The sequence below is a fragment of the Cyanobium sp. WKJ7-Wakatipu genome (assembly GCF_024345355.1).
Lineage (GTDB): Bacteria > Cyanobacteriota > Cyanobacteriia > PCC-6307 > Cyanobiaceae > Cyanobium_A > Cyanobium_A usitatum.
Genome location: NZ_JAGQAY010000011.1, coordinates 57,719 through 80,317, shown reverse-complemented (window position 1 = coordinate 80,317; position 22,599 = coordinate 57,719). Strand labels below are relative to the sequence as shown.

The window sequence follows — 22,599 nt, the reverse complement described above, 5'->3', positions numbered from 1 at the left end:
CTGCTTCCGCTTCAACCGGCGTTTCTCAATGGTTGCGATGACGGAACGGATCGCCAATGCAGTCTGCTGCTGCACGCCTTGCACGGAGCGCGATCTCAGGCTTGCGGAGGCTTATGGGTAATCACGTCATCTGAAGGAATCGCGGTCTGCAGGATCACCTGGGCTGAGTCGATGGCTGCCTTTGCCCAGCGCACTCGCTTCAAGGGTGCCAGCGAGTCTGGATTAGCCCAGGCTCGATCCATGTTTGAGAAGGCTTGGCCTGACTTTGTGATCGCTGATGTCGCCCAGCCGCTGGTTGAAAAAGCCGGAATGTACGCAGAAGCGTTCGCCCTGCGCGGCTACGACAGCGTGCAACTGGCTGCAGCCCATCAGCTACATGCGCATTTTGCCCTTCCGCTGACCTTCGCCTGTTTCGACCGACGCCTCAACCAGGCCGCCAAACTCCTGCAGCTAGAGGTGATCCAGTGACACAGGCGCCCAAAGTCACCGCAGCCAGGGCTCGGCGCGCAGCACGGCCCCCAGGGGCAAGGGCCCATACAGGTGGGGAAAGGACTCCCCGCCGCCGGCCTGTTCAAAACGCACCTCCAGAGCGGCGGCTGCCAAGCGCTGGGGATCAATCGTCAGGAGCAGCACCGCCCCGGCAGGCAGGTCGCCATAAAAGTGGGCCGCGGTGGCCTCCACCTGGTGGGCGTTGCTCAGGTGGATGAAGCCCACCTCCTCCAGGGAGCGCCCCCGGGTGGAGCGGCGATACACACCATCGGCCCGGGCCTCCTGCCACTCCTGCCGCAGCGCCAGGTGATAAAGCAAGCCAGGTGAGCGCCAAGGGGTCCGCGCCGCCCAGGGAAACTCCTGCACCGCCGCTAGCTCCGGAGAAGCCAAAAACCGACCCAGCCAGGCCTGGAGCGCCTCCAACTGCGGCTCGGCGTCAAAGCCCGCCGGATCCACCAGGCGGAACTGGCGCACGAAGGGCAGCAGGGCCCAGTCGGCCAGGCAAGGGCGATCGCCGAGCAGCCAGCCTCCGGCCCCCAGTTGCTCGTTCCAGCGGCGCAGGATCGTGAGGCCAGCAACCCGGTTGGTGCTGGCTGGCTCCCCTGGATAGCGATCTGGGTATTTGAAGCGATCGAGATACTGCTTGAAGGGGCCGTCGTTGGCGGCGAGCAGTGAATCCATATCGGCCAGCTCTGCAGGGCTCCAGCCCGCCAACCAACCGAGGGGGTCGCGGCGCTCCAGGGCCCAGCGCATGATTGCCAGGCTTTCATCCAGCACCTGAGCCCCCAGCACCAGCACTGGCACCGTGCCCTTGGCGGAGGCCTCCAGCAGCTCGGGGGGCTTGGCCTTGAGGCTCACCTCGCGCAGCTCCAAGTCCTGGCCAGGCTGCAGGCCCGCGGCAGCTAAAGCCAGCCGCGCCCGGATCGCGTAGGGACAGCGGCGGAAGCTATACAAAATTGGCTGGTAATCAGCCAACGGGGCGCCCACCAAGGTGGTACTCACCCCGCTGGCGGGCCCGCTCCATCTGGCGCTGACGCTCGGCGAAACGCTGCCGATCAGCGTCGCTGAAGCGCTCGATGCAGTGGCGGCAGCTCACCCCGGCCACGTAGCTGGCCAGCGCACGATCGGCAGGTGAAAGCGGCAGGCCGCAGGCATGGCAAACGCTGTGCTCACCGGGCTCGAGCTGGTGGTTGACGGCTACTCGCTTATCAAACACAAAGCACTCGCCGCGCCAGCTACTTAGCGGCTCGGGGATCTCCTCGAGGTAGCGCAGGATGCCCCCCTCAAGATGGTGCACCCCGGCAAAACCCTGCTGCTGCAGGTAGGCCGTGGCCTTCTCACAGCGGATGCCACCGGTGCAGAACATCGCAATCGCCCGGGGCTGGCGCTGCTCAACCAGCGGCCTGAGCTCCCGCTCCACCCACTGGGGAAAATCGCGAAAAGTTGCGGTGCCCGGATCAATCGCACCCTCAAAGCTGCCGATCGCCACCTCGTAGGAGTTGCGGGTATCGATCACCAGGGTGTCGGGGTCGGAGATCAGGGCATCCCACTGCCCTGGGGGCACGTGGGTGCCTACCTCCGAGGCCAGATAGGGACTCACCTGGGGCTCACCCATGGTCACGATCTCGCGCTTGAGGCGCACTTTGAGCCGGTGGAAAGCCTGAATCTCCGAGCGGCTGAACTTGGCTTCCAACCGCTCCAGGCCTGCCACCTGCCGCAGCCGAGCCAGCAGCGCCTGCACGCCAGCATCTGCTCCGGCAATCGTGCCGTTTACCCCCTCAGCCGCCAGCAGGATCGTGCCGCTTACCCCCTCGGCTGCCGCCAGGTCGCCCAGCTCACGCTGCAGGTCTGGCAGGCCCTCAAGGGCGGCGAAGCGATAAAACGCCGCCACCAGCACACTCATCCGCCCACCTGCACGCCGGCGGCGGCCAGGAGCTCCCGGTCGGCATCGACGGCTGGATTGGAGGTGGTGAGCAGGGTGTCGCCATAAAAAATTGAATCAGCACCAGCGAGCAGGCAAAGAATCTGGGCTTCCCGACCCAGCTGCTCGCGGCCTGCACTGAGCCGCACGCGCGCCTGGGGCATCAGGATCCGGGCCGTGGCCACCATCCGCACCAGCTCTAGGGGGTCGACCGGCGGCAGGTCTTCTAAGGGGGTGCCCTCCACCGCCACCAGGGCATTGATCGGCACGCTCTCCGGGTGGGGATCCAGGTTGGCCAGCACCTGCAACAGCCCGGCCCGGTCGTCGTCGGTTTCGCCCATGCCGATGATGCCGCCACAACAGAGGGTGATGCCGGAGCGCCGCACCCGGGCCAGGGTCTCCAGCCGCTCCTGGTAAGTGCGGGTGGTGATGATCCGGTCGTAGTGCTCGGGGCTGGTATCGAGGTTGTGGTTGTAGGCGGTGAGGCCGGCTTCAGCTAGGCGCTCGGCCTGGGAATCGCTCAGCATGCCGGCGGTCACACAGGCCTCCAGGCCCAGCTCGCGCACGCCGCGCACCATCTGCAGCATTGCCTCAAAGGGAGCGCCGTCGCGGATTTCACGCCAGGCCCAGCCCATGCAGAAGCGATGGGCCCCGGCTTGCTTGGCAGCCCGGGCCCGCTCCAGCACCGGCTCCACCTCCAGCTCGGGCCGGCCCGCCACATCGCTGCTGTTGTGCAGCGACTGGGGGCAGTAGGCGCAGTCCTCTTCGCAGCCGCCGGTCTTGACGCTGAGTAGGGAGGCCAGCTGCACGTGGTAGCCGGGGTTGGCGGCGCGGTGCACCTGCTGGGCCTGCCAAAGCAACTCCATCAGCGGCTGCTCCAGCAGTGCCTGGATTTCAGAACGGGACCAGTCGTGACGCGTGATCAAGGCGAGTTCAGCAGGGTTCGACACCACCAAAGCGGCGCTGGCGGCCCTGGTAGTCGAGCAGGGCATCCAGCAGGGCCGCCTGATTGAAATCGGGCCAGAGCACATCGGTGATGTGGATTTCGGCGTAGGCGAGCTGCCAAAGCAGGAAATTGCTGATGCGCCTCTCACCACTGGTGCGGATCAACAGATCCGGATCGCACTCTCCAGCGGTGTGCAGCTCGGCGGCGAGCTGCTGCTCATCGATTGCGGCAGGATCTAGTTCCCCAACCACGCAGCGCCGCGCCAGCCGCTGGGCAGCCCGCACCAACTCGGCTCGGCCGCCGTAGTTGGTGCAAACGTTGAAGTGAATGCCCGTATTAACTGCCGTGCGCTCGGTGGCATCGGCAATCAGGCGCCGCAGACCCTCCGGCAGGGGCTCAAGATCGCCAAGAAAGCGAATCCGCACCTGCTCCTGCTCCAGGGATTGAAGCTCGCGGGCCAGCACCCGCTCAAACAGGGCCATCAGAAAGCTCACCTCCTCGCCAGGTCGGCTCCAGTTTTCGGTGGAAAAGGCGTAGGCGGTGAGGGCGCCGATGCCCCAGTCGCTGCAGAGCCGCAAGGTGCGCTTAAGGGCCTCAACCCCCTCCCGGTGGCCCATCACCCGGGGCAGGTTGCGCTGCTTTGCCCAGCGGCCATTGCCGTCCATGATCACGGCCACATGGACCGGCAGGCGCGCGGGATCTAGGCCAACCGGAACGGGCTGGGAGGCTTTCGCAGTAGTGGTCGCCAGGGCGCGACTCATCCGCGTGATTCCGGCGTGTCCTTTGCCACGCTACGCCCAACAGGCAAGGCCAGGGCCTGGCTTAGCAGGTCGTGCAGACGGCTACTGGTAATTGGCCGCTCCAGGCGGCCCTGACTCGCCAGCGACAGGGTGCCGGTTTCCTCCGACACAACGATCGCCAGGCACTGATCGAAGCGCTCGGTCAGCCCTAGAGCCGCCAGATGGCGGGTGCCATAGCGGTTTATGCCCTGACGGGATAAGGGCAGGATCACACCTGCAGCGACGATGCGGTTGGCCTTCACCAGCACGGCACCGTCGTGTAGTGGCGTGTCAGCGGCGAACAGGTTGAGCAGCAAATCCACCGACAGCTTGGCGTCGAGGCCAATGCCGGGATTCAAGAAGTCTTCGGGGCGCAGGTCGCTGCCCAGATCCACCACGATCAAGCCGCCGCGGCGGGCCTGGGAAAGACGGCCGGCAGCCTCACTCAGAACCGCCACCGATCCCGATCCCAGTTGATCTTGGCTGCGGCTGCCAAACAAAACTCCGATGCGGCCGGTGCCAAGCAGCTCCATCAGCCTGCGCAGCTCCCCCTGCCAGAGAATCGCCAGGGCGAGGCTGCAGGCCAGCACCAGGGCATCAACAAGCTTGCTGGTGAGCGGCAGGTTGGCGTAGCGCTGCACCACCCAGGCCAGGGCCACCAGCAACAAGTAACCCCGTAGCAGCCAGAGGGTGCGGGCTTCGGTGACCCGGCCGAGCACAAGCACGCCCAGGCCGAAGGCAAACAGCAGATCAAGGAGCAAGCGCAAATCGATCAGCCGTAGCAACTCACCCAGTTGCGGCCCGATCACGCGTACTCCAGTTGGTTAACTCACTTTACCGATCTCAACCGAGTTGGCAAAACGTCGTAGCGCAGTAGGTCTTCCGGCTGCTCGCGGCGCTGCACCAAATCAGCGACTCCGTCGTGGACCAGCACCGCCGCTGGCCGTGGGATGCGGTTGTAGTTTGAGCTCATCGAGGCGTTGTATGCGCCGGTGGCAAACACCGCCAACACATCGCCACTGCCAGCTGGCGGCAGGGCCAGATCCTTGAGCAGCACGTCGCCAGATTCGCAGTGCTTACCAGCAACGGTGACGGTTTCGGTGGCCTCGGCCGTGGGGCGATCGGCCAACACCGCCGTGTATTGAGACTGGTAGGTGATCGGCCGGGGGTTGTCGCTCATGCCGCCGTCCACCGAGAGGTAGGTGCGGATGCCGGGGATGTCCTTGCGGCTGCCCACCTCGTAGAGGGTGACCCCGCCGCTGGCCACCAGGGAACGCCCCGGTTCACAAAGCAGACGGGGCAGCTCCAGCCCCCGCTCCTGACAGGCCGCCGCCACCGCCTCGGCCACGGTGCGCACCCACTCACTGATGCTCGGCGGATCGTCGCTGGTGGTGTAGCGAATACCCAGGCCACCGCCCACGTTGAGATCAACCACCGGGTGACCCAGGGAGCGGGCCAAGGCCAGGGCATCGGCCATCACGCCAGCTAGGTCGCGATGGGGCTGGAGCTCGAAAATCTGGGAGCCAATATGGGCGTGCAGTCCGGTGAGCTGGGCCCAGGAACAGGTCGCCAGGTGCTGCAGCACCGCTTCGAGCTGGTCGGGATCGAAACCAAACTTGCTGTCGAGGTGGCCGGTGCGGATGTACTCATGGGTGTGGCACTCAATACCCGGCGTAAACCGCAGCATCAGCTGCACCGGTCGCTGCAAGTCAGGGGCCAGGGCAGCCAGCAGCTCAAGATCGCGCCAGTTGTCGGCCACCACCGTCACGCCCTGCTCAGCTGCGAGGGCCAGCTCTTCGCGGCTCTTGTTGTTGCCGTGCAGCACGATGCGTTCCGCCGGCATGCCCCCCTGCAGGGCGGTGAGCAACTCGCCAGCAGAAACCGCATCAAGCCCCAGGCCTTCGGATGCCACCAGGGCAGTTATGGCCAAGGAGCTATTCGCCTTGGAGGCGTAGATGGCTAGGGCATGCCCTGGGTAGTGCTCGGCGAGGGCTTCCCGGTAGGCCCGGCAGGTGCCCCGCAGGGTGGCTTCATCGAGCACATATAAAGGTGTGCCGTAATCGCGAGCCAGGTCGCTCAGCAGGCAGCCACCAACCACCAGGCGCCCCTCACTGTCTAAGGCAGTGGTGAGGGGGGTGAGATTGCGATTAGGACTATGGGGATCCCTATCGCGTTCAAAGGGATTCAGCAGCGCAACGGGCTCATGGGAGGTCAGCATGACTGTGGCCGCGCGGGTCAAGTGAGCATGAATGTAAGGAACTACTTGGCGGCGCTGCACCTGACAGCCCTGGCTCCTGAGCACCTGGAGGCCTGCTTAAACCTCGACCAGGCCAGCCTCGGCGGCCTGTGGAACCGCGCCCAGTGGCAGAGCGAGCTGGCGGAGCAGCGGCGCCCCGGGGTGGGTCTTTGGCAAGGGCAGCAGCTACTCGCCTTGGCTAGCGGTTGGCTGGTGGTAGATGAACTGCACATCACCGTGGTGGCGGTGGATCCCGAGCAGCGGCGCCGGGGCTTAGGCCAGCAGGTGCTGAAGGCCCTGCTGCTGGAGGCCGGGCAGCAGGGAGCCCTGCACGCCACCCTGGAAGTAAGCCCGGCAAACACTGCGGCAGTGGCCCTATACCGACGACTGGGCTTCCGTGATGCAGGAGTGCGTCGCGGTTACTACCGCAATGGCGAAGACGCCCTGATCCAATGGCTGCGGTTATCTGACATGAATGATGCGTAGCCATGGTGTGGATAACCGGCTTTTCTTATTGCTAATGACCGGCAATTCAGCAATTTGCATTGTTGCCTTCGAACGCCTTAGAGCCAGCCACCGCAGGGGATCTGCCTTTGATGCGGCGTAAACCACACCTCACCTGTTAACCCTGGTAGCTTGGAAGCACTTGCACCAGGCCTAGGCCCATGTTCGAGCGGTTTACCGAGAAAGCCATCAAGGTGATCATGCTGGCCCAAGAGGAGGCCCGCCGCCTTGGCCACAACTTTGTGGGCACCGAACAGATCTTGCTTGGCCTGATCGGTGAGGGCACTGGCGTTGCCGCCAAGGTGCTCAAGTCGATGGGGGTAAACCTCAAAGATGCCCGCGTTGAAGTTGAAAAAATCATCGGCAGAGGCTCCGGCTTCGTCGCCGTGGAGATCCCTTTCACTCCTCGCGCCAAGCGAGTGCTTGAACTCTCCCTAGAAGAAGCTCGCCAGCTTGGTCACAACTACATCGGCACCGAGCACCTGCTGCTTGGCTTGATCCGTGAGGGTGAGGGTGTAGCTGCTCGGGTCCTGGAAAACCTTGGCGTTGACCTAGCCAAGGTGCGCACCCAGGTGATCCGCATGCTGGGCGAAACAGCCGAAGTCGCCGCCGGTGGCGGCAGCGGCAAGGGCTCCACAAAAACACCAACTCTCGATGAGTTCGGCAGCAACCTCACCCAGCAGGCCGCCGATGGCAAGCTCGATCCGGTGGTGGGTCGTCAGAACGAAATTGAGCGGGTAATTCAAATACTTGGTCGTCGCACTAAGAATAATCCGGTCCTAATTGGCGAACCAGGCGTAGGCAAAACAGCCATCGCAGAGGGCTTGGCTCAGCGGATCAATTCTGGTGATATTCCAGACATCCTCGAAGACAAGCGAGTCCTCACCCTGGACATCGGCCTGCTGGTGGCAGGCACCAAATATCGGGGTGAATTTGAGGAACGCCTCAAAAAAATCATGGAGGAGATTCGCAGCGCCGGCAACGTGATCCTCGTGATCGATGAGGTTCATACCTTGATCGGCGCAGGTGCAGCAGAAGGTGCAATCGATGCCGCAAACATTCTCAAGCCTGCCCTCGCCCGGGGCGAACTTCAGTGCATCGGTGCCACAACCCTTGATGAGTACCGGAAACACATCGAGCGCGACGCGGCCTTGGAGCGTCGCTTCCAGCCGGTCATGGTGGGCGAGCCTTCAGTTATCGACACGATCGAAATTCTGCGCGGTCTCAAGGATCGCTACGAAGCTCACCATCGCCTCAAGATCGCCGATGAGGCACTGATTGCGGCAGCCACCCTGGGCGACCGCTACATCTCTGATCGCTTCCTTCCAGACAAGGCAATCGACCTGGTTGATGAGGCCGGCAGCCGAGTGCGGCTGATGAATTCCAAGTTGCCGCCGGCGGCCAAGGAAGTCGATAAGCAGCTGCGCGCTGTCCAGAAAGACAAGGAACAGGCCGTGCGCGAGCAAGACTTCACCAAGGCTGGTGAGTTGCGCGATAAGGAAGTAGAGCTGCGCGAGCAGATTCGCTCGATCCTGCAGACCCGCAAAGATGAAGAGCCAGCATCCGAGGCCGTGGCCGCTGAGGCCGGTAGTAGTGCACCCGTAGCGGTTTTTGAAGGCGCCGCCGAAGGCGATCGCACGCCCATGGTTACGGAGGAGGACATCGCCCACATCGTTGCCTCCTGGACTGGTGTGCCTGTTCAAAAGCTGACTGAAAGCGAGACAGCCAAGCTGCTGAACATGGAGGAGACCCTCCACCAGCGTTTGATTGGCCAAGACGAAGCCGTTAAGGCCGTGTCCCGTGCCATCCGCCGGGCCCGAGTGGGGCTGAAAAATCCCAACCGCCCGATTGCCAGCTTCATCTTCTCCGGCCCCACCGGTGTTGGTAAAACCGAGCTCACCAAGTCGTTGGCGGCTTACTTCTTCGGCAGCGAAGAAGCCATGATCCGGCTTGACATGTCCGAATTCATGGAGCGCCACACGGTCAGCAAGCTGATCGGATCCCCTCCCGGCTACGTGGGCTTCAATGAAGGTGGCCAGCTCACCGAGGCTGTGCGCCGTCGTCCCTACACCGTGGTGCTATTCGACGAGATCGAAAAAGCTCACCCTGATGTGTTTAACCTGCTGCTGCAGTTGCTCGAAGACGGTCGCCTGACCGACTCCAAGGGCCGCACGGTGGACTTTAAGAACACCCTCATAATCATGACCTCGAACATTGGTTCAAAGGTGATTGAAAAGGGCGGCGGCGGCCTTGGCTTTGAGTTCGGCGGTGGTGATGCAGACGAAACCAACTACAACCGCATTCGCTCGCTAGTCAACGAGGAGCTGAAGCAATACTTCCGCCCCGAATTCCTCAACCGCCTCGACGAAATCATTGTCTTCCGTCAGCTCAACCGCGAGGAAGTCAAAGACATTGCCGAGATCATGCTCAAAGAAGTGTTCGGCAGGATGTTGGAGAAGGGTATTTCCCTATCCGTTACTGAAGCCTTTAAGGAACGGCTGGTCGAGGAGGGCTACAACCCCTCCTACGGCGCCCGTCCTCTACGCAGAGCAGTGATGCGGCTGCTTGAAGATTCGCTGGCTGAGGAATTCCTCACCGGACGGATTGGCGATGGCGACTCCGCCCTGGTGGATGTCAATGAGGACAAGCAGGTATTTATCCGCAAGCAGGCAGCCCTGCCGGCCGAGCCGGAATTGGCTGCGGCTGGAGTTTGAGGGGATTCGGGTCTACCCCGTACCATCACTTGGGGATGAAAGCAGCAGCGGGATGAGCAACTCCCTGAGCCAACACGCAATCGCACCTGCAGAGGTGTTGAGGGGCCCTGGAGCGTGGCTCCAGGGCATCCCCCGGCTTGCAGCCCTGGGCCAGCGCCCACTGGTGCTAGGTCGCAGCGCCGTAACAGCCCAGCTGAGGCAGCAACTGGTTGCCGACCTACACCAGGCTGGGCTCCAGCCCCACTGCGCCGAGTTGCAGTTCGACTGCTGCGAAGAAGACCTGAAAAAGGTCTCTGCGATTTGTCAAAAGCAAGGCTGCGATGCAGTTGTGGCCATTGGTGGCGGCAAGGTGCTCGATGCCGGCAAGTTGCTTGCCCACCGGCTGAGTCTGGCCTGCATCACCGTGCCCACCAGTGCGGCCACCTGCGCGGGCTGGACTGCCCTGGCAAACATCTATTCAGTTGAAGGTGCCTTTCTGGGCGATGTGGCCCTGGCCCGCTGCCCAGATCTGCTGATCTTTGACCACGACTTGGTCCGCCAAGCCCCAGCCCGCACCTTGGCAAGCGGCATCGCCGACGCCATGGCCAAGTGGTACGAGTCGTCGGTGAGTAGTGGCGCCAGCGGCGATGGCCTGGTGCAGCAAGCGGTTCAGATGGCCCGGGTGCTGCGCGACCAACTCATGCTGGAAGCTGAATTTGCCCTCCAGGATCCCCACGGCGCCGCCTGGGAGCGGGTAGCTGAAGCCTGCGGGCTCAGCGCTGGCTTGATCGGCGGTATTGGGGGAGCCCGCTGCCGCACCGTGGCTGCCCATGCCGTTCACAACGGCCTCACCCAACTGGAGGCCAGCCATGGCCGCCTACATGGCGAGAAGGTGGGCTTCGGGATCCTGGTGCAGCTGCGGCTGGAGGAGGTGCTCGGCGCCAACCAGCTCGCCGGCCAATCCCGGCGCCAGCTGCTGCCCCTGTTCCGCAAGCTCGGCCTGCCGGTGAGCCTGGAGGAGCTTGGTCTGGCTGAGGCAGGCCTGCACCAGCTGCAGCAGGCCTGCGCCTTTGCCTGCCGCGATGATTCCGATCTGCACCACCTGCCCTTTGCGGTAGGGCCCAACGACCTACTGGCCGCCTTGGTGAGCACCTGCAGCAGCGAGCGCCAGCCCGCGTGAACAGCGAGCCCACAGCCCAGCAAGCCCTGGTGGCGGCAGCGGCCAGCAGCCTGCTGGATCCCCAGGGCAGGGCCCTGGCAGCGCAGGTGCAGTGGTGGCCCCTGCCTGAACTCGGCGAGGAGGGGCCCTGGCCTGTGGCCGTGCTGGGCGAAGGGCCACCGGTGTTGCTGCTGCATGGCTTTGATAGTTCCTTCCTGGAATTCCGGCGTCTGGCCCCCCTGCTGGCCAGCGGCGTGCAGCTATTCATTCCCGACCTTTACGGCTTTGGCTTCTGCCCAAGGCCCACCGGCGGCGATTACAGCCCCAGTGGCGTACTGCGCCACCTGGAGGTTTTGGCGGGGGAAATTGGCAGCCGCAATCCCGCCCCCCTCGGCCTGATCGGCGCCTCGATGGGTGGCTCGGTGGCGGTGGAGCTGGCCCGACGCCTGCCCGAGCAGGTGAATCGGCTAATGCTGCTGGCTCCCGCCGGCCTAACTGGCCGTCCCATGCCCCTGCCACCCCTGCTCGATGGCCTGGGGGTGCGCTTTCTGGCCCTACCAGGGGTGCGCCGGGGCCTTTGCCGCACCGCCTTCGCCGATCCGGACGCCGCCGTGGGAGCTGCCGAACTGGAGATAGCCTCGCTGCACCTACAAAGCCCTGGCTGGGCTGATGCCCTGCGGCGCTTTGCCCGCTCCGGTGGCTTCGCCGGCGGCGGCGCCCCCCTACCCAACCAACCAATCTCGGTGCTGTGGGGCGCCAATGACCGCATCCTGCGGGCACCCCAGAAGCGGGCGGCCCTGGCCCTGTTAGGAGAGCGGGTGCGGGAGCTGGATGCCTGCGGCCACCTTCCGCACCTCGACCAAACCGCCACCGTCGCAGCCACCTGGCTCGGCGCCCCTTCCCAGCAATGAGCAGCAGCGACGACAAACCAGGCGGGCCGTTGATGCAGCTGCTGGCCCGCGGCCTGCAGCTCTGGGTGCGCCAGCAGTGCCAGTCCATCGGCAGCCTCGATATCCAGCTGCAAGGAACTGGCCTGCAATTACTGCGCGGTCGCCTGGCCGGAGTGCAGCTGCTGGCCCGCCGGGTGATCTACAGGGACCTCCACTTTGAGCTGGTGGAGCTAAGTAGCGGCCCCATCGAGGTGCACAGCGGCAACCTGCTCAAGGGCCAACCGCTGCAGCTGGAGCGGGCCTTCGAGATCCAGGGCCAGGTGAGCTTCACCGCCGACGGCCTCACCCGCTCCCTCAGCGCCCCCCAGTGGCGCGCCTTAGGCGATGGCCTAGGCGAAGCCCTGCTTGGCATCGTGCCCTTGGTGGAACTGCGCATGTGCCGCGACAACCTGGTGTTTGCAGCCCGGGCCCTCGGCACTCCAGACCTGGTCGAGCTGGCCACCACCGTTGTGGCAGCCAGAGGCAGCATCGAAATCCTCTCCGTAGACGGCAAAGTCAGCAGCAGGCTGCCTATGGATCCCAGCATCCACATCAGTGATGCCCGCATAGAAGCAGGCATGGTGCAGCTGATTGGCACAGCCCAGGTGAGCCCTTAGCCCTGCACTAGCCCTGCAAAAGCGGCAACACCAGGGTTACCAGCGAGTAAACCACCGCCGGCACAAACAGATAGCTGTCGATTCGATCCAGGATCCCGCCATGGCCAGGGATGGCATCACCGGAATCCTTTAGGCCTGCATCGCGCTTCATCATCGATTCGGTGAGATCACCAACCAGGGCAAACAGGGCCACCACCGCCCCGAGCACCGCACCGATCAGCCAGCCCCAGCTCCAGCCGATCAAGGTGCCGCCGAAAGCACCCACCGCCACAGCACAGGCCACCCCGCCCAGGGCACCCTCCACCGTTTTGCCAGGGGAGATTGGCGAAAGCGGATGGCGCCCCAGCCGGCGGCCGATCACGTAGGAGCCGATGTCGGTGGCAACTATCAGGAAGCAGGCCAGCAGGGTTAGGGCGAGCCCGGCGCTGGCGGGCCATGGCTGGCCGGCCAGGTTGGGCGCCAGAGCGTCGCCGGCCAGGTCGCGCAGACGTATCCAATAGCTGGGCAGAAAACCCAGATAAAACAGCCCGAAAATTGAAGCGGCGATGTCGGCGATGGTGCCGGTGACCGGCTGCAACAGCAGCCAGCCGCAGATCACCGCCCCAGAGGCCGGCAGCACCGCTGCAGCCACATCCCCGGCAAACCAACCGCCACCCACTAAGCCACTGCCACTGGCCAGCTGGGTGGTGACCAGCAGCAGCTGCACCGCCACCAGGGTGGTTTTGGTGGCGGGCCGGATCCCCTTGAACTGGGCCATCCGGAAGAACTCCAGCAGCCCCAAGTGCACGATCACCCCTACGGCCACCGTGAACCACCAGCCGCCAAGCATCACCACCACGAAGCCAAAGCCCCCAGCCAGCCAGCCGCTCAGCAGCCGGGGCAGGGAGGTGGCGGTGCGGGGTTTAGCTGGCTGGCGAGGGGGTATCAACACGCGGCGATCAGGAGGGCTCAGAGCTAGCTGAGCGCTCGGCAGCAATCAAAAACAGTGGTTCAGCCGCAGCCAATTTGGCCTGGCTGCCGCGCCGTTGCATGCGGTGGACGGTGGCCTGCACCACCTGCACATCGCGAGCCGCCAACTGGCCCAGGATATCGGTGGCATCCACCAAGCCCTCCAGGCTGGCGGTGCTGATCACCAAGCGCCCGCGGGGCACCAGCGCTTCCCATACCGCCAGCAGCACATCACCCAAGGGCCGTCCCACCTCCAGCAGCACCCGATCTGGGTGGGCGGGCAGCTGGTCCAGATCATCGGGCGCAGCGCCAGCGTGAATGTGCAGGTTGGTGATGCCAAAGCGGCGTCGGTTTTGCTCCAACAACTCGATGGCATCGGGGTCGCGCTCGAGGGTATGCACCGCACCCCTGGGCATCAGCCGGGCGATTTCCAGGGCCAGGGCACCGGTTCCGCCGCCCACATCCCACACCAGGGAATCGGCGCGGGGGCGCAGATGGGCCAGCAGCATCACCCTCAACTCCATGGGGGTGGGGCTGAAGCCCGGAGCATCTTCAAAGGCACTATCCGGCAGCCCAGGGGTGACGAAATCCCACTGGTAGGTCGGCTGCTGGGAGGCTTGGCCTAGGTCGGCCGCGGCATTGGAATCCATCGGCCTCCTATCCGGCCACAACCTTCACCGTATCAGCGATCTGGCCTGGCCAAAGGTGCTGCTGCTGCCGCAGCCAGGTAGCCCTAGCCAGATCGATCCGCTCGCCGGGCACCAGAAGGGGAATGCCGGGCGGATAGGGACACAGGGGTTCGGCGGCGATCCGTCCAGCTGCCGCCGCCAAAGCCACGACTTCCGCCGGAGCGCGCCAGGCCTCGGCCAGGGGCAGCTCCGGCTCCGCTACCAGCGGCAGCGGTGGCGCGCTGAAGGGTGGCAGGGGTGGTCCCCCCAGGGCACGCCGCAGGCGCAGCAGCTGGTGAGGCAGGCGCCAAAGCAGCCCAGGGGGCGGCGCCATACCTAAGCAAAAAGTGAGCGCCCCCGGTTCAGGCAACTCGGCGATCACACCCCGCTGCAGCAACCAGGCATCGGCCTCCAGCCCATTGATTCCCATGGCAGCGGTGTGCAGCACCAACCGCAGCGGGTCGTCATTTGCAACCAGGGGCAAGCCCAGCGCACGGCAGCGGCGCTGCAGGCGCTCGCCGCAGCGCCATGCCGCTTGCCAGCGGCGCCGGCCCGCCGAGCTGGTGAGGTCATCGAGGGCAGCTGCTGCGGAGGCCAGCAGCAGGGCGCTGGGGCTGGAGGTCTGCAGCCACAGCAGGGCCCGGACCACGGCATCGCGATCAGCCCTGCCGCCCTGCAGCAGCAGGGCGGCGCTCTGTGCCAAACCGCCGCCAGCCTTCTGGCCCGAGAGCACCACCAGGTCGGCCCCGGCCGCCAAGGCCTCGCCGCGGCCGTGGGCTTGATCGACCAGTACGGGTAGCCCACGGCCGTGGGCCAATGCCACCAGGGCCGGCAGCTCGGCGCGCTGGCCCTGGTAGCTCGGCGACACCAGCACCAGGGCCGCCAGGGGACCGTCCTGCTCGGCTGCTGCAAGCACCACCTCGAGATGGGCTGGACCCGGTGGCAGCCACAGGCCGCTGGCAGGATCGAAGGGCAGGTCAAACAGCACGGGCCGCAGCTGGCCCAGCACGCAGCCGTGCAGCAGGGAGCGGTGCAGGTTGCGGGGCAGCAGCACCCGGCTGCCAGGGGGAGCGAGGGCTAGCAGGGCTGCCTGCAGCAGGCCACTGGCACCATTAACACCAAACCAGAGCGCCTCCGCTCCAAGCTGGGAGGCACAACGCCGCTGAGCATCAGCGACGGCGCCGGTATCGATCAGGGGACCACCCTGCTCCGGCAGCTCCGGCAGATCCCAGCTGCCCGGCCGCTGGCGCAGCAGGCGCCGCAGGGCAGGAGACAGACCCCGACCACGGCCGTGGGCCGGCAGATGCAGCGGCAGGCCCATGGAAAGAGGGATGGCGTTAATAGAGTCTGCTCAACTAGCCGCTGCCGTGACTTGACCAACGCCGAAGCTGCCAGCGAGCTGGGTTACGACCCAGGCAGAGACCTGCGCTGGTTGCTGTTGCGCCCCTGGGTGCTGATAGCCCGGCTGCTCGTGGTGATCTGGCAACTGTCCAGCCTGGCCCTGGTGTTGGTGGTGCAGGGGAACAGCAGCAATGCCCAGGTGCAGCAACGGCTGGGAAGGCGCATTCTGACCACGCTCACGGACCTGGGCCCCTGCTTCATCAAGGTGGGCCAAGCCCTTTCCACCCGGCCCGATCTGGTGCGGCGCGACTGGCTCGAACAGCTCACCCAGCTGCAGGACAACCTGCCCGCCTATCCCCATGGGATTGCGCTGGCAACCATTGAGCAGGAATTGGGCGCCCCGGCCGACCAGCTATTTGAGGTATTCCCCGACTACCCCGTAGCAGCAGCCAGCCTGGGCCAGGTCTACAAAGCGCAGCTCGCTGATGGCCACTGGGTGGCCGTCAAGGTGCAACGCCCCAATCTGCCCACCATTCTGCGGCGGGATCTAGTGATCATCCGCCTGTTGGCTGTGCTGAGTGCGCCGCTGCTGCCACTCAACCTGGGCTTTGGCCTCGGCGACATCATCGATGAATTCGGCTCAACTTTGTTCGAGGAGATTGATTACCGGCTCGAGGCCAATAACGCCGAACGATTTGCCGATCTGTTCGCCCGCCAACCAGAAGTGACCGTGCCGCGGGTGGAGCGACTGCTATCCAGCCAGCGGGTGCTCACCACCCAGTGGATCAATGGAACCAAGTTGCAGGAACGCCAGGCGCTGGAGGCTCGCAACCTGGACCCCTCGGCCCTGATCCGCACTGGCGTGATCGCCGGGCTGCAGCAACTGCTCGAATTTGGCTACTTCCACGCTGATCCCCACCCCGGCAACCTGTTTGCGCTCTCCGGCAAAACCGGCCCCCTGGGCCATGTGGCCTATGTGGATTTCGGCATGATGGATTCGATCAGCGACAGCGATCGCCTCACCCTCACAGGTGCCGTTGTTCACCTGATCAATAGGGATTTCACCGCCCTCGCGGCTGATTTCGTCAGCCTGGGTTTCCTCAATCCCCGGGCCGATCTCGAGCCAATCATTCCTGCCCTTGAGGAGGTGCTTGGTGGCGCCCTAGGCGACAACGTGGGCTCCTTCAACTTCAAAGCCATCACCGATCGCTTTTCGGAGCTTATGTATGCCTATCCCTTTCGTGTGCCGGCTCGCTTCGCCCTGATCATCAGGGCGGTAGTGAGCCAGGAGGGCCTGGCCCTGCGGCTTGATCCCAGCTTCAAGATCATCAGGGTTGCCTATCCATACGTAGCCCGTCGCCTGCTGTCAGGCGACACCAGTGAGATGCGCGAAAAACTACTTGAGGTGCTCTTTGATCGAGAAGGACGCCTGCAGCTTGAACGACTAGAAAATCTATTGGCGGTTGTGGAGAACGATTCCACTAGTCCCGACTTGCTTCCAGTTGCGGGAGCTGGCCTGAAGCTGCTTCTGGGGCCAGAGGGCAGCAGCCTGAGGCAACGGCTCCTGCTTACTCTGGTTCAGGGCGATCGCCTGCACACAGACGATTTGCGAGCCTTGATGGGCCTGATGGGACGTACTTTTTCACCTCGCAAGTTGGTGAGTGGCATGCTGGCGAAACTCACGTTGCAACCCGCTTAAACCATAGACATACTTAAACAATGGTCTCAAATATTAGACTTAAACAATAGATATTTCAACCAACCTGAGGGATCGTCATCCAGCAGAAGGTAATTGCAGTACCACCCAACAGAACCACCACTAGGGGCCAGGTATCGTCAAGGCGATTTAGATGCAGCAATAACGCTTGTTTCTCAGCGGGATCTTCAATCGATTCCATCACGGCATAGCGTCGTCCAATCCATAGAACCAACACAAATGCCGTCAGAGTAACTACGTAAGCAACGACGTACACTTGATCAAGGAAGGTAAGAAAGGGCAAATCAGGCAAGTTGTCACGATAGGTTTGCTGTAGAAAAACCAGGGTAAGGAGCACAGTGACCGGGATACTGGCACGAGCATCCTGCTCATCAGGGCGCACCTTAAATACCAACAACACCATGGCCATCAATACGGAGAGGGGCAACAACAATCTCCAGAAAGACGACCACGAAGAGGTGCCATAGGAAATCTCAAAGAGGATTTGGCTGTAGTCGTTTTCTTCGCCACCAAGCCCAAAATTCGTAGCGTAGTGGTGCCTGTATTCCGCAATCGACCAGCCGGTATTTAGCCAGCCAATAATGCGTGCATAGAGACCCATGCCGCTGTTGCGTATCTCTGGAATTAAACGGAGATTTTGATAGCTAAGCTGGCCGTCTATATCGTTAGCCTCAATCACAAGTGGCAGGCTTATACTCATGAAAGGATAGTGCCGAAAACTAGCCTTGTCTACATAATAACGACCCACATAGGTAAATAATTGATAGTAACTACCATCTGCAAGCCGCGCGGGAACATTGCCCACCGGCCTAAGACTTGAATCCTTGTCAGAAAGCAGGGTGTTAAGAACAATAAACATACTCGAAATATCTCCACCGCGAGCCTCCACATAGCGCTGCATAGGCTCCTCCCAGCGCAGCCAAACATAGCCATTACTCGAATAGGTTGGCACCGTTAGATCAAGCTCATAATTGCTAGTTGAATACACTCCTACTTCTACCTTGTATTGGGCTCTCTCAAACTCAGCCCGATCCACCCGTTCCTCCCCGGCGCTGAGCTGGTCTCCCCGCATGGCGCTCCACACACCAAGGGCAGGCTTTTCGCCGAAGGGCAAGGTGGTGAGAGCACGGGACGCGGAGGAGAGACGCAAAGAGTCGCGGCTTAGCACTGGGCTCACATCAATGCGCCCGATCCCCAAAATTGCCAGGATGGCCGCCAGAACAACGGCAACCATCGCCAGCACGTTCCAAGGCCTTTGCCTGCGCTTACCCATGCCCAACCGCTGCAGTTTGCTGAAGTTAAGTCCGAAAGCCGGTTGGGGGCGAGTGGGCACCGCAGCGGCTTTGGCCTTGACGCTGAGCCTGCCTGCCCTGGCATCAACAGAAATGGTGCTGGGGCAGTCGGCGGCCCTCAGCGGCCCCTCCGGCATGCTCGGCAGCGAATACCGGGAAGGGGCTCTGGCCTATTTCGCCGAAGTGAATCGCCAAGGTGGCGTCCATGGCAAGCGACTGAAGCTGCTGAGCCTCGACGACCGCTACGACCCACCTCTCACCCTGCGCAACACCAAGCAGCTGGTTGAACGCGACAAGGTGTTTGCTTTATTTGGTTACGTGGGCACCCCCACCGTCAAGGCAGTGTTGCCCTTGGTTGAGACACAGAAAATTCCACTAATAGCTCCACTCACCGGCGCCCAGCTGCTACGCCAGCCCCATCGCCCCATGGTGTTCAACCTACGTACCAGCTACCACATGGAAATTGACCGGATGGTCGACTACCTGGTGCGCAGCGGCCGCCATCGCGTTGCGGTTGTCTATCAAAACGATGCCTTTGGTAAAGACGGCCTCAAGGGATCTCTCAAGGCCTTGAGACGCCATGGCCTCAAGCCAGTGGCCACTGCCAGCGTTGAGCGCAACTCAAACCAAACCGGCGGGGCAGCCAGCATGGTGCAAAACGCCAATGCCAACGCGGTTCTGGTGATAGCGGCCTACCCGAGCTCGGCCTCCTTAAGCCGCGAGATGCGGCGGCGCGGCAGCACAGCCCAGCTGATGAACGTGTCGTTTGTAGGTACCAGCGCCCTGCGGGCCTCGCTGCAAAGCCATGAGGCCAGTGGCATTGGCGTGGCCCAGGTGGTGCCTTTCCCTTGGAACGAAAGGGTGCCAGTGGTGAAGGAATACCAGAAATTAATGCGCCGCCAGCAGGCCAAACCCCAATTCGGCTTCATCAGCCTCGAGGGCTTCCTTGCCGCCAAGATGACGGTGGAAGGCCTGCGTCGGGCCGGGCCGGCGCCAACCCGCCAACGCTTTGTGACCGCGCTTGAAACGATGCGCGATTTAGACCTTGGCGGCTACCGGGTGCAACTGGGTCCCCAGGACCACAACGGCAGCAGCTTCGTCGAACTCACCTTCCTGGGTTCCCAGCGCTGGGAACCGTGAGGGCCTAGGGTCTCGGCCACCCAGACCAGTCTCAGCAGATGGCCAGCCTGCCCCTCGACGCCATGGACAGCAGCGCCCTGCCGGACGGCTGGATGTATGCCGACCTCGATGCGAGTGACATCCTGCTGGAATATGCCCAGATCATCCAGCCCCCCTACCTAGTAGCTGGTGTGGGCCTGGCCATCGGCGTGCTCTGCGGGCTCACCTTCGCCAAATTGGTAGAAAACAAGCTGGAGGGCTGGAAACAGGATCGCCTGCCCCTGCTACCGCTTGGCAGTTTTGCGGTCACCCTGCCTTACTTCGGCGTGGTGATCGGCATCACCCTGTTTATTGGCGGCAGCCTGCAGGTATTCGGTTTCTCGGCGGGGGTTGCCCTGCTGGTTTCTTTTGTGTTGTCGATTGCCACAGCTGGCGCCCTGTGGGTGCAGCTGGAAAGGCTTATGGCTCAGGTAGAAGCAGGCACCTTCAGCGCAGTCGACTTCGACAACTTCGATCAGTTTTTCTAATTTTACTACTTAAAAAGACATCGGCTTGCCCCTGAAATAAGCGGCAAAATCAAGATAATCACCAAAAGGATATATACATAGCTGCCATATCATCGCTTGAATTGGTTCAAAAATTCCCCAATTAAACCTAAATATTTCATCCCACCATCAGCCGGAGCAAAATTATGGCAAGTGAGCCTTCAAACCAGACAAGCGCTGGACCCGCCGACATGCTGCGCGAGCGTCTAACTAGCGGCAGGGGGCGACTAGCGGTAATTGCTGCTACGACAGGCGTCTGGGGAATGGATCTTCTGCTGGTTAATCATCTGCGGCATCGCAGCTTGATTGCTCCAAATCTCAGCGATTTGGTACACAGCATCGACATCATTGCCACAATTGCCTTCATCGCCGTAACAATCGGGCTAACGGTCAGCCTATTTCGCGGCAAAAACCGCCATCTGTTCCGCTGGGCCCTGGCCTATCTGCTGTTTTCAATGCTTCAGGTGATAGCCAACGTGCTGTCCATGGTTGCAACTGCTGGCAGCCATCAAGGCGGTGGACTGGCAGGATTGTGGGATGTGGCAGCCGTCTATATGGAAAGCGTGCTCGTATTTATGTTTGTCTATATCTTTCTTGATGTCAGCACTCCAGGCGGTGCATTTATTTGGCCCAGCCGACAGGGAGAAGAACCACCCGAACCCCACATCATCGACTACCTGTTTATCTCGATGAACGTCAATTCCACCTACGGACCCACATCTGAAGCCGTTATGTCACGGAGAGCCAAGCTCGTTATGGCTCTTCAGGTTCTTCTTGCCATCGTGATGTTGACAGTACTGATTGCTCGCAGCGTCAGCTCCACCGGCTGAGTCAGCTCAAGCCACCAGATAACCCTCAAGCATGCGTGACTGGGCCCGTACGCCTTCGAGGGCTTTGCGCTCCAAGTTGCGAGTTTTGTCGCGGCTCATGCCCAATTGCTTAGCAATGGCACTGAGGCTCATCGGCTCCGAGCTCTCTTGCGGCTCCCCAGCCTCAATCCCATAACGCATCTTCAGCACCCGCCCCTGCAGCTCCGGCAGTTGCTCCAGCAGCGCTCGCAGGTCGCCCTTTAGGCACTCTCCATCCACCCGCTCCTCCGGCAGCTCCGCATCTCCTGCCAGCAGGTCCAGCAGTTCGGTGTCATCGCCGTCGCCCACCTTCGTCTCCAAGCTCACCGGTTGGCGCGCACGGCACAGCAGATCCTTCACCTCCTCCTCCGGAAGCTCCACCGCTTCTGCAAGCTCCGTCACCGTCGGCGTGCGCCCCAGAAGCTGGCTCAGTTCACGCTGACCCTTCTTCAGCTTGTTCAGCGTTTCGGTGATGTGGATTGGCAGCCGGATCGTCCGGCTCTTCTCAGCGATTGCCCGCGTGATCCCCTGGCGAATCCACCAATACGCATACGTTGAAAATTTGTAGCCACGCGTTGGGTCGAACTTCTCCACGCCGCGCACCAGCCCGATCGTGCCCTCCTGGATCAGGTCCAGCAGCTCCATATTCCGCCGCGTGTACTTCTTGGCCACGCTCACCACCAGCCGCAAATTCGCAGCCACCATCCGCTCCTTGGCACGCCGGCCCGCCTGCAACCGCTTCTTAAGCAGGGGCGCGCTCAGACCAGCGGCCTGGGCCAATTCCGCCTGGCTTGGCTTGTTGCCCAGTTGCACCTCCAGCTCCAGCTCCTCTAGACCCACCAGCTCCTGCACCTGGCGGCCCAGCGTGATCTCCTGCTCATGGGATAGAAGCGGCACTCGCCCGATGTCCCGCAGGTAGCTACGCACCAGGTCGCCACCTGATTGGGCCGAGGCAGCACCGGCACTGGGGCTGGAGCCAAGAACGGGCAGGGCGGACATGGCGAGCCGGTTTACGAAACTCTTTGGTTTCGCAAACCTACCATTCTTTTTAAGGGCGAACATGGGTGGCATGGCCACTGAACGGCTGCAAAAACTGATAGCCAACGCCGGGCTCTGCTCCCGTCGACAGGCAGAACAGCTGCTGAATCAAGGCCTGGTGCAGGTAAATGGTGCCGTGGCCCAGCTGGGCGATCGGGCCGACCCCGAGCGCGATCGCATCACCGTGCGGGGAGAGCCCCTGGCGGCCCGGCCCCAGCCCCTACTGCTGCTGCTCAACAAACCGGTGGGAGTGGTTTGCAGCTGCCACGATCCCGAGGGGCGAACCACCGTGCTGGACCTGCTGCCAGCCGAACTGCGCCACGGCAGTGGACTCCACCCGGTGGGCCGGCTCGATGCCAACAGCCGCGGCGCCCTGCTGCTCAGCAACCAGGGGGAGGTGACCCTGCGGCTCACCCATCCCCGCTACGGCCACCGCAAGACTTACCGGGTGTGGGTGAAGGGCCAACCGGAGGACCGGGTGCTGGAGCGCTGGGCTGCCGGAGTGCCCCTTGATGGCCAGGCCAGCCAACCGGTGGGGCTGATGCTGATTCAAAGGCGCCCCCAGGCAACCGAAATCGAACTGCGGATGGGGGAGGGACGCAACCGTCAGATCCGGCGCACCGCCGAGGCCCTTGGCCACCCCGTGCTCGATCTGCAGCGGCTGGCAATCGGCCCCCTGCAGCTGGGCGCATTGCCCGAAGGTCGCTGGCGGCGCCTCGATCGCCAAGAATGGCAGCTGCTTAATTCCACGCCCCCACCCTGAGCCCCTCCACCCCGCTGCCACCAAAGCGCCCGCGAGGCCGCCCCGGC

Annotated in this window: 22 protein-coding genes; 11 read left to right on the top strand and 11 right to left on the bottom strand. The window is 62.9% G+C overall.

Going from position 1 to position 22,599, the window contains the following annotated elements; all coding sequences use genetic code 11:
- The first annotated feature begins 240 nt into the window (after nt 1–240).
- Nucleotides 241–468, top strand: coding sequence for a type II toxin-antitoxin system VapC family toxin (locus tag KBY83_RS08515; RefSeq protein ID WP_255019140.1), 228 nt, complete (start codon nt 241–243; stop codon nt 466–468).
- A 15-nt stretch (nt 469–483) separates the two neighbouring features.
- On the opposite strand, the gene KBY83_RS08510 is transcribed toward KBY83_RS08515, so the two are convergent.
- From KBY83_RS08510 to lysA, 6 genes are all read right to left on the bottom strand, one after another.
- On the bottom strand, nt 484–1,491 hold the full coding sequence (locus KBY83_RS08510) for a DUF952 domain-containing protein (RefSeq protein ID WP_255019139.1): 1,008 nt from the start codon (nt 1,489–1,491) through the stop codon (nt 484–486).
- Nucleotides 1,457–2,392 (bottom strand): rhodanese-related sulfurtransferase, encoded by a 936-nt coding sequence (locus KBY83_RS08505; protein ID WP_255019138.1) that lies wholly within the window; start codon nt 2,390–2,392, stop codon nt 1,457–1,459. The genes KBY83_RS08510 and KBY83_RS08505 overlap by 35 nt, the downstream gene beginning before the upstream one ends.
- Complete coding sequence (gene bioB, locus KBY83_RS08500) at nt 2,389–3,276, bottom strand: biotin synthase BioB (protein WP_396093705.1); 888 nt, start codon at nt 3,274–3,276, stop codon at nt 2,389–2,391. Before bioB ends, KBY83_RS08505 begins: the two co-directional genes overlap by 4 nt.
- 67 nt (nt 3,277–3,343) lie before the next feature.
- The gene (locus KBY83_RS08495) at nt 3,344–4,117 is read right to left on the bottom strand and encodes an isoprenyl transferase (RefSeq protein WP_106632744.1); all 774 of its coding nucleotides are present in this window, start codon (nt 4,115–4,117) and stop codon (nt 3,344–3,346) included.
- Complete coding sequence (cdaA, locus tag KBY83_RS08490) at nt 4,114–4,944, bottom strand: diadenylate cyclase CdaA (RefSeq protein WP_106632743.1); 831 nt, start codon at nt 4,942–4,944, stop codon at nt 4,114–4,116. The genes KBY83_RS08495 and cdaA overlap by 4 nt, the downstream gene beginning before the upstream one ends.
- A 20-nt stretch (nt 4,945–4,964) precedes the next feature.
- The gene (lysA, locus tag KBY83_RS08485) at nt 4,965–6,353 is read right to left on the bottom strand and encodes a diaminopimelate decarboxylase (protein WP_255019136.1); all 1,389 of its coding nucleotides are present in this window, start codon (nt 6,351–6,353) and stop codon (nt 4,965–4,967) included.
- A 27-nt stretch (nt 6,354–6,380) separates the two neighbouring features.
- On the opposite strand from lysA, the gene rimI reads away from it, so the two are divergent.
- From rimI to KBY83_RS08460, 5 genes are all read left to right on the top strand, one after another.
- Nucleotides 6,381–6,857: a ribosomal protein S18-alanine N-acetyltransferase gene (rimI, locus tag KBY83_RS08480; protein ID WP_106632741.1), complete on the top strand. Its 477-nt coding sequence runs from the start codon at nt 6,381–6,383 to the stop codon at nt 6,855–6,857.
- A gap of 179 nt (nt 6,858–7,036) precedes the next feature.
- Nucleotides 7,037–9,589, top strand: a complete 2,553-nt coding sequence (locus KBY83_RS08475; RefSeq protein WP_255019135.1) for an ATP-dependent Clp protease ATP-binding subunit — start codon at nt 7,037–7,039, stop codon at nt 9,587–9,589.
- A gap of 52 nt (nt 9,590–9,641) precedes the next feature.
- Entirely contained in the window at nt 9,642–10,748 is a 1,107-nt protein-coding gene (locus tag KBY83_RS08470; RefSeq protein WP_255019134.1) for an iron-containing alcohol dehydrogenase family protein, read from the top strand.
- On the top strand, nt 10,745–11,638 hold the full coding sequence (locus KBY83_RS08465; RefSeq protein WP_255019133.1) for an alpha/beta fold hydrolase: 894 nt from the start codon (nt 10,745–10,747) through the stop codon (nt 11,636–11,638). The genes KBY83_RS08470 and KBY83_RS08465 overlap by 4 nt, the downstream gene beginning before the upstream one ends.
- Nucleotides 11,635–12,273, top strand: coding sequence for an LmeA family phospholipid-binding protein (locus tag KBY83_RS08460; RefSeq protein ID WP_255019132.1), 639 nt, complete (start codon nt 11,635–11,637; stop codon nt 12,271–12,273). Before KBY83_RS08465 ends, KBY83_RS08460 begins: the two co-directional genes overlap by 4 nt.
- Before the next feature lie 7 nt (nt 12,274–12,280).
- Here KBY83_RS08460 and KBY83_RS08455 read toward each other — a convergent pair whose 3' ends face one another.
- From KBY83_RS08455 to KBY83_RS08445, 3 genes are read right to left on the bottom strand one after another with little or no spacing between them, the layout of a single operon-like run.
- Entirely contained in the window at nt 12,281–13,201 is a 921-nt protein-coding gene (locus KBY83_RS08455; protein WP_261354291.1) for a phosphatidate cytidylyltransferase, read from the bottom strand.
- 10 nt (nt 13,202–13,211) lie between these two features.
- Nucleotides 13,212–13,871, bottom strand: coding sequence for a precorrin-6Y C5,15-methyltransferase subunit CbiT (gene cbiT, locus KBY83_RS08450; protein ID WP_255019130.1), 660 nt, complete (start codon nt 13,869–13,871; stop codon nt 13,212–13,214).
- A 7-nt stretch (nt 13,872–13,878) separates the two neighbouring features.
- A complete protein-coding gene (locus KBY83_RS08445) occupies nt 13,879–15,210 on the bottom strand; it encodes a lysine decarboxylase (protein ID WP_255019129.1) in 1,332 nt (443 codons plus the stop codon).
- Nucleotides 15,211–15,288: 78 nt separating this feature from the next.
- On the opposite strand from KBY83_RS08445, the gene KBY83_RS08440 reads away from it, so the two are divergent.
- A complete protein-coding gene (locus tag KBY83_RS08440; RefSeq protein WP_255019145.1) occupies nt 15,289–16,929 on the top strand; it encodes an AarF/ABC1/UbiB kinase family protein in 1,641 nt (546 codons plus the stop codon).
- Nucleotides 16,930–16,984: 55 nt separating this feature from the next.
- Here KBY83_RS08440 and KBY83_RS08435 read toward each other — a convergent pair whose 3' ends face one another.
- Entirely contained in the window at nt 16,985–18,280 is a 1,296-nt protein-coding gene (locus tag KBY83_RS08435) for a hypothetical protein (RefSeq protein WP_255019128.1), read from the bottom strand.
- 16 nt (nt 18,281–18,296) lie between these two features.
- On the opposite strand from KBY83_RS08435, the gene KBY83_RS08430 reads away from it, so the two are divergent.
- The 3 genes from KBY83_RS08430 (at nt 18,297) to KBY83_RS08420 (ending at nt 20,733) form a co-directional block, all read left to right on the top strand.
- A complete protein-coding gene (locus tag KBY83_RS08430) occupies nt 18,297–19,379 on the top strand; it encodes an ABC transporter substrate-binding protein (RefSeq protein WP_161956161.1) in 1,083 nt (360 codons plus the stop codon).
- Nucleotides 19,380–19,417: 38 nt separating this feature from the next.
- Nucleotides 19,418–19,885, top strand: a complete 468-nt coding sequence (locus KBY83_RS08425) for a hypothetical protein (protein WP_106632733.1) — start codon at nt 19,418–19,420, stop codon at nt 19,883–19,885.
- A 209-nt stretch (nt 19,886–20,094) separates the two neighbouring features.
- A complete protein-coding gene (locus KBY83_RS08420; RefSeq protein ID WP_255019127.1) occupies nt 20,095–20,733 on the top strand; it encodes a hypothetical protein in 639 nt (212 codons plus the stop codon).
- 6 nt (nt 20,734–20,739) lie between these two features.
- Here KBY83_RS08420 and KBY83_RS08415 read toward each other — a convergent pair whose 3' ends face one another.
- Nucleotides 20,740–21,750 (bottom strand): RpoD/SigA family RNA polymerase sigma factor, encoded by a 1,011-nt coding sequence (locus KBY83_RS08415; protein WP_255019126.1) that lies wholly within the window; start codon nt 21,748–21,750, stop codon nt 20,740–20,742.
- Between the two features lie 70 nt (nt 21,751–21,820).
- Between KBY83_RS08415 and KBY83_RS08410 the strand changes: the two genes are divergently transcribed.
- Complete coding sequence (locus tag KBY83_RS08410; RefSeq protein WP_106633066.1) at nt 21,821–22,552, top strand: pseudouridine synthase; 732 nt, start codon at nt 21,821–21,823, stop codon at nt 22,550–22,552.
- The last annotated feature ends 47 nt before the right edge of the window (nt 22,553–22,599 follow it).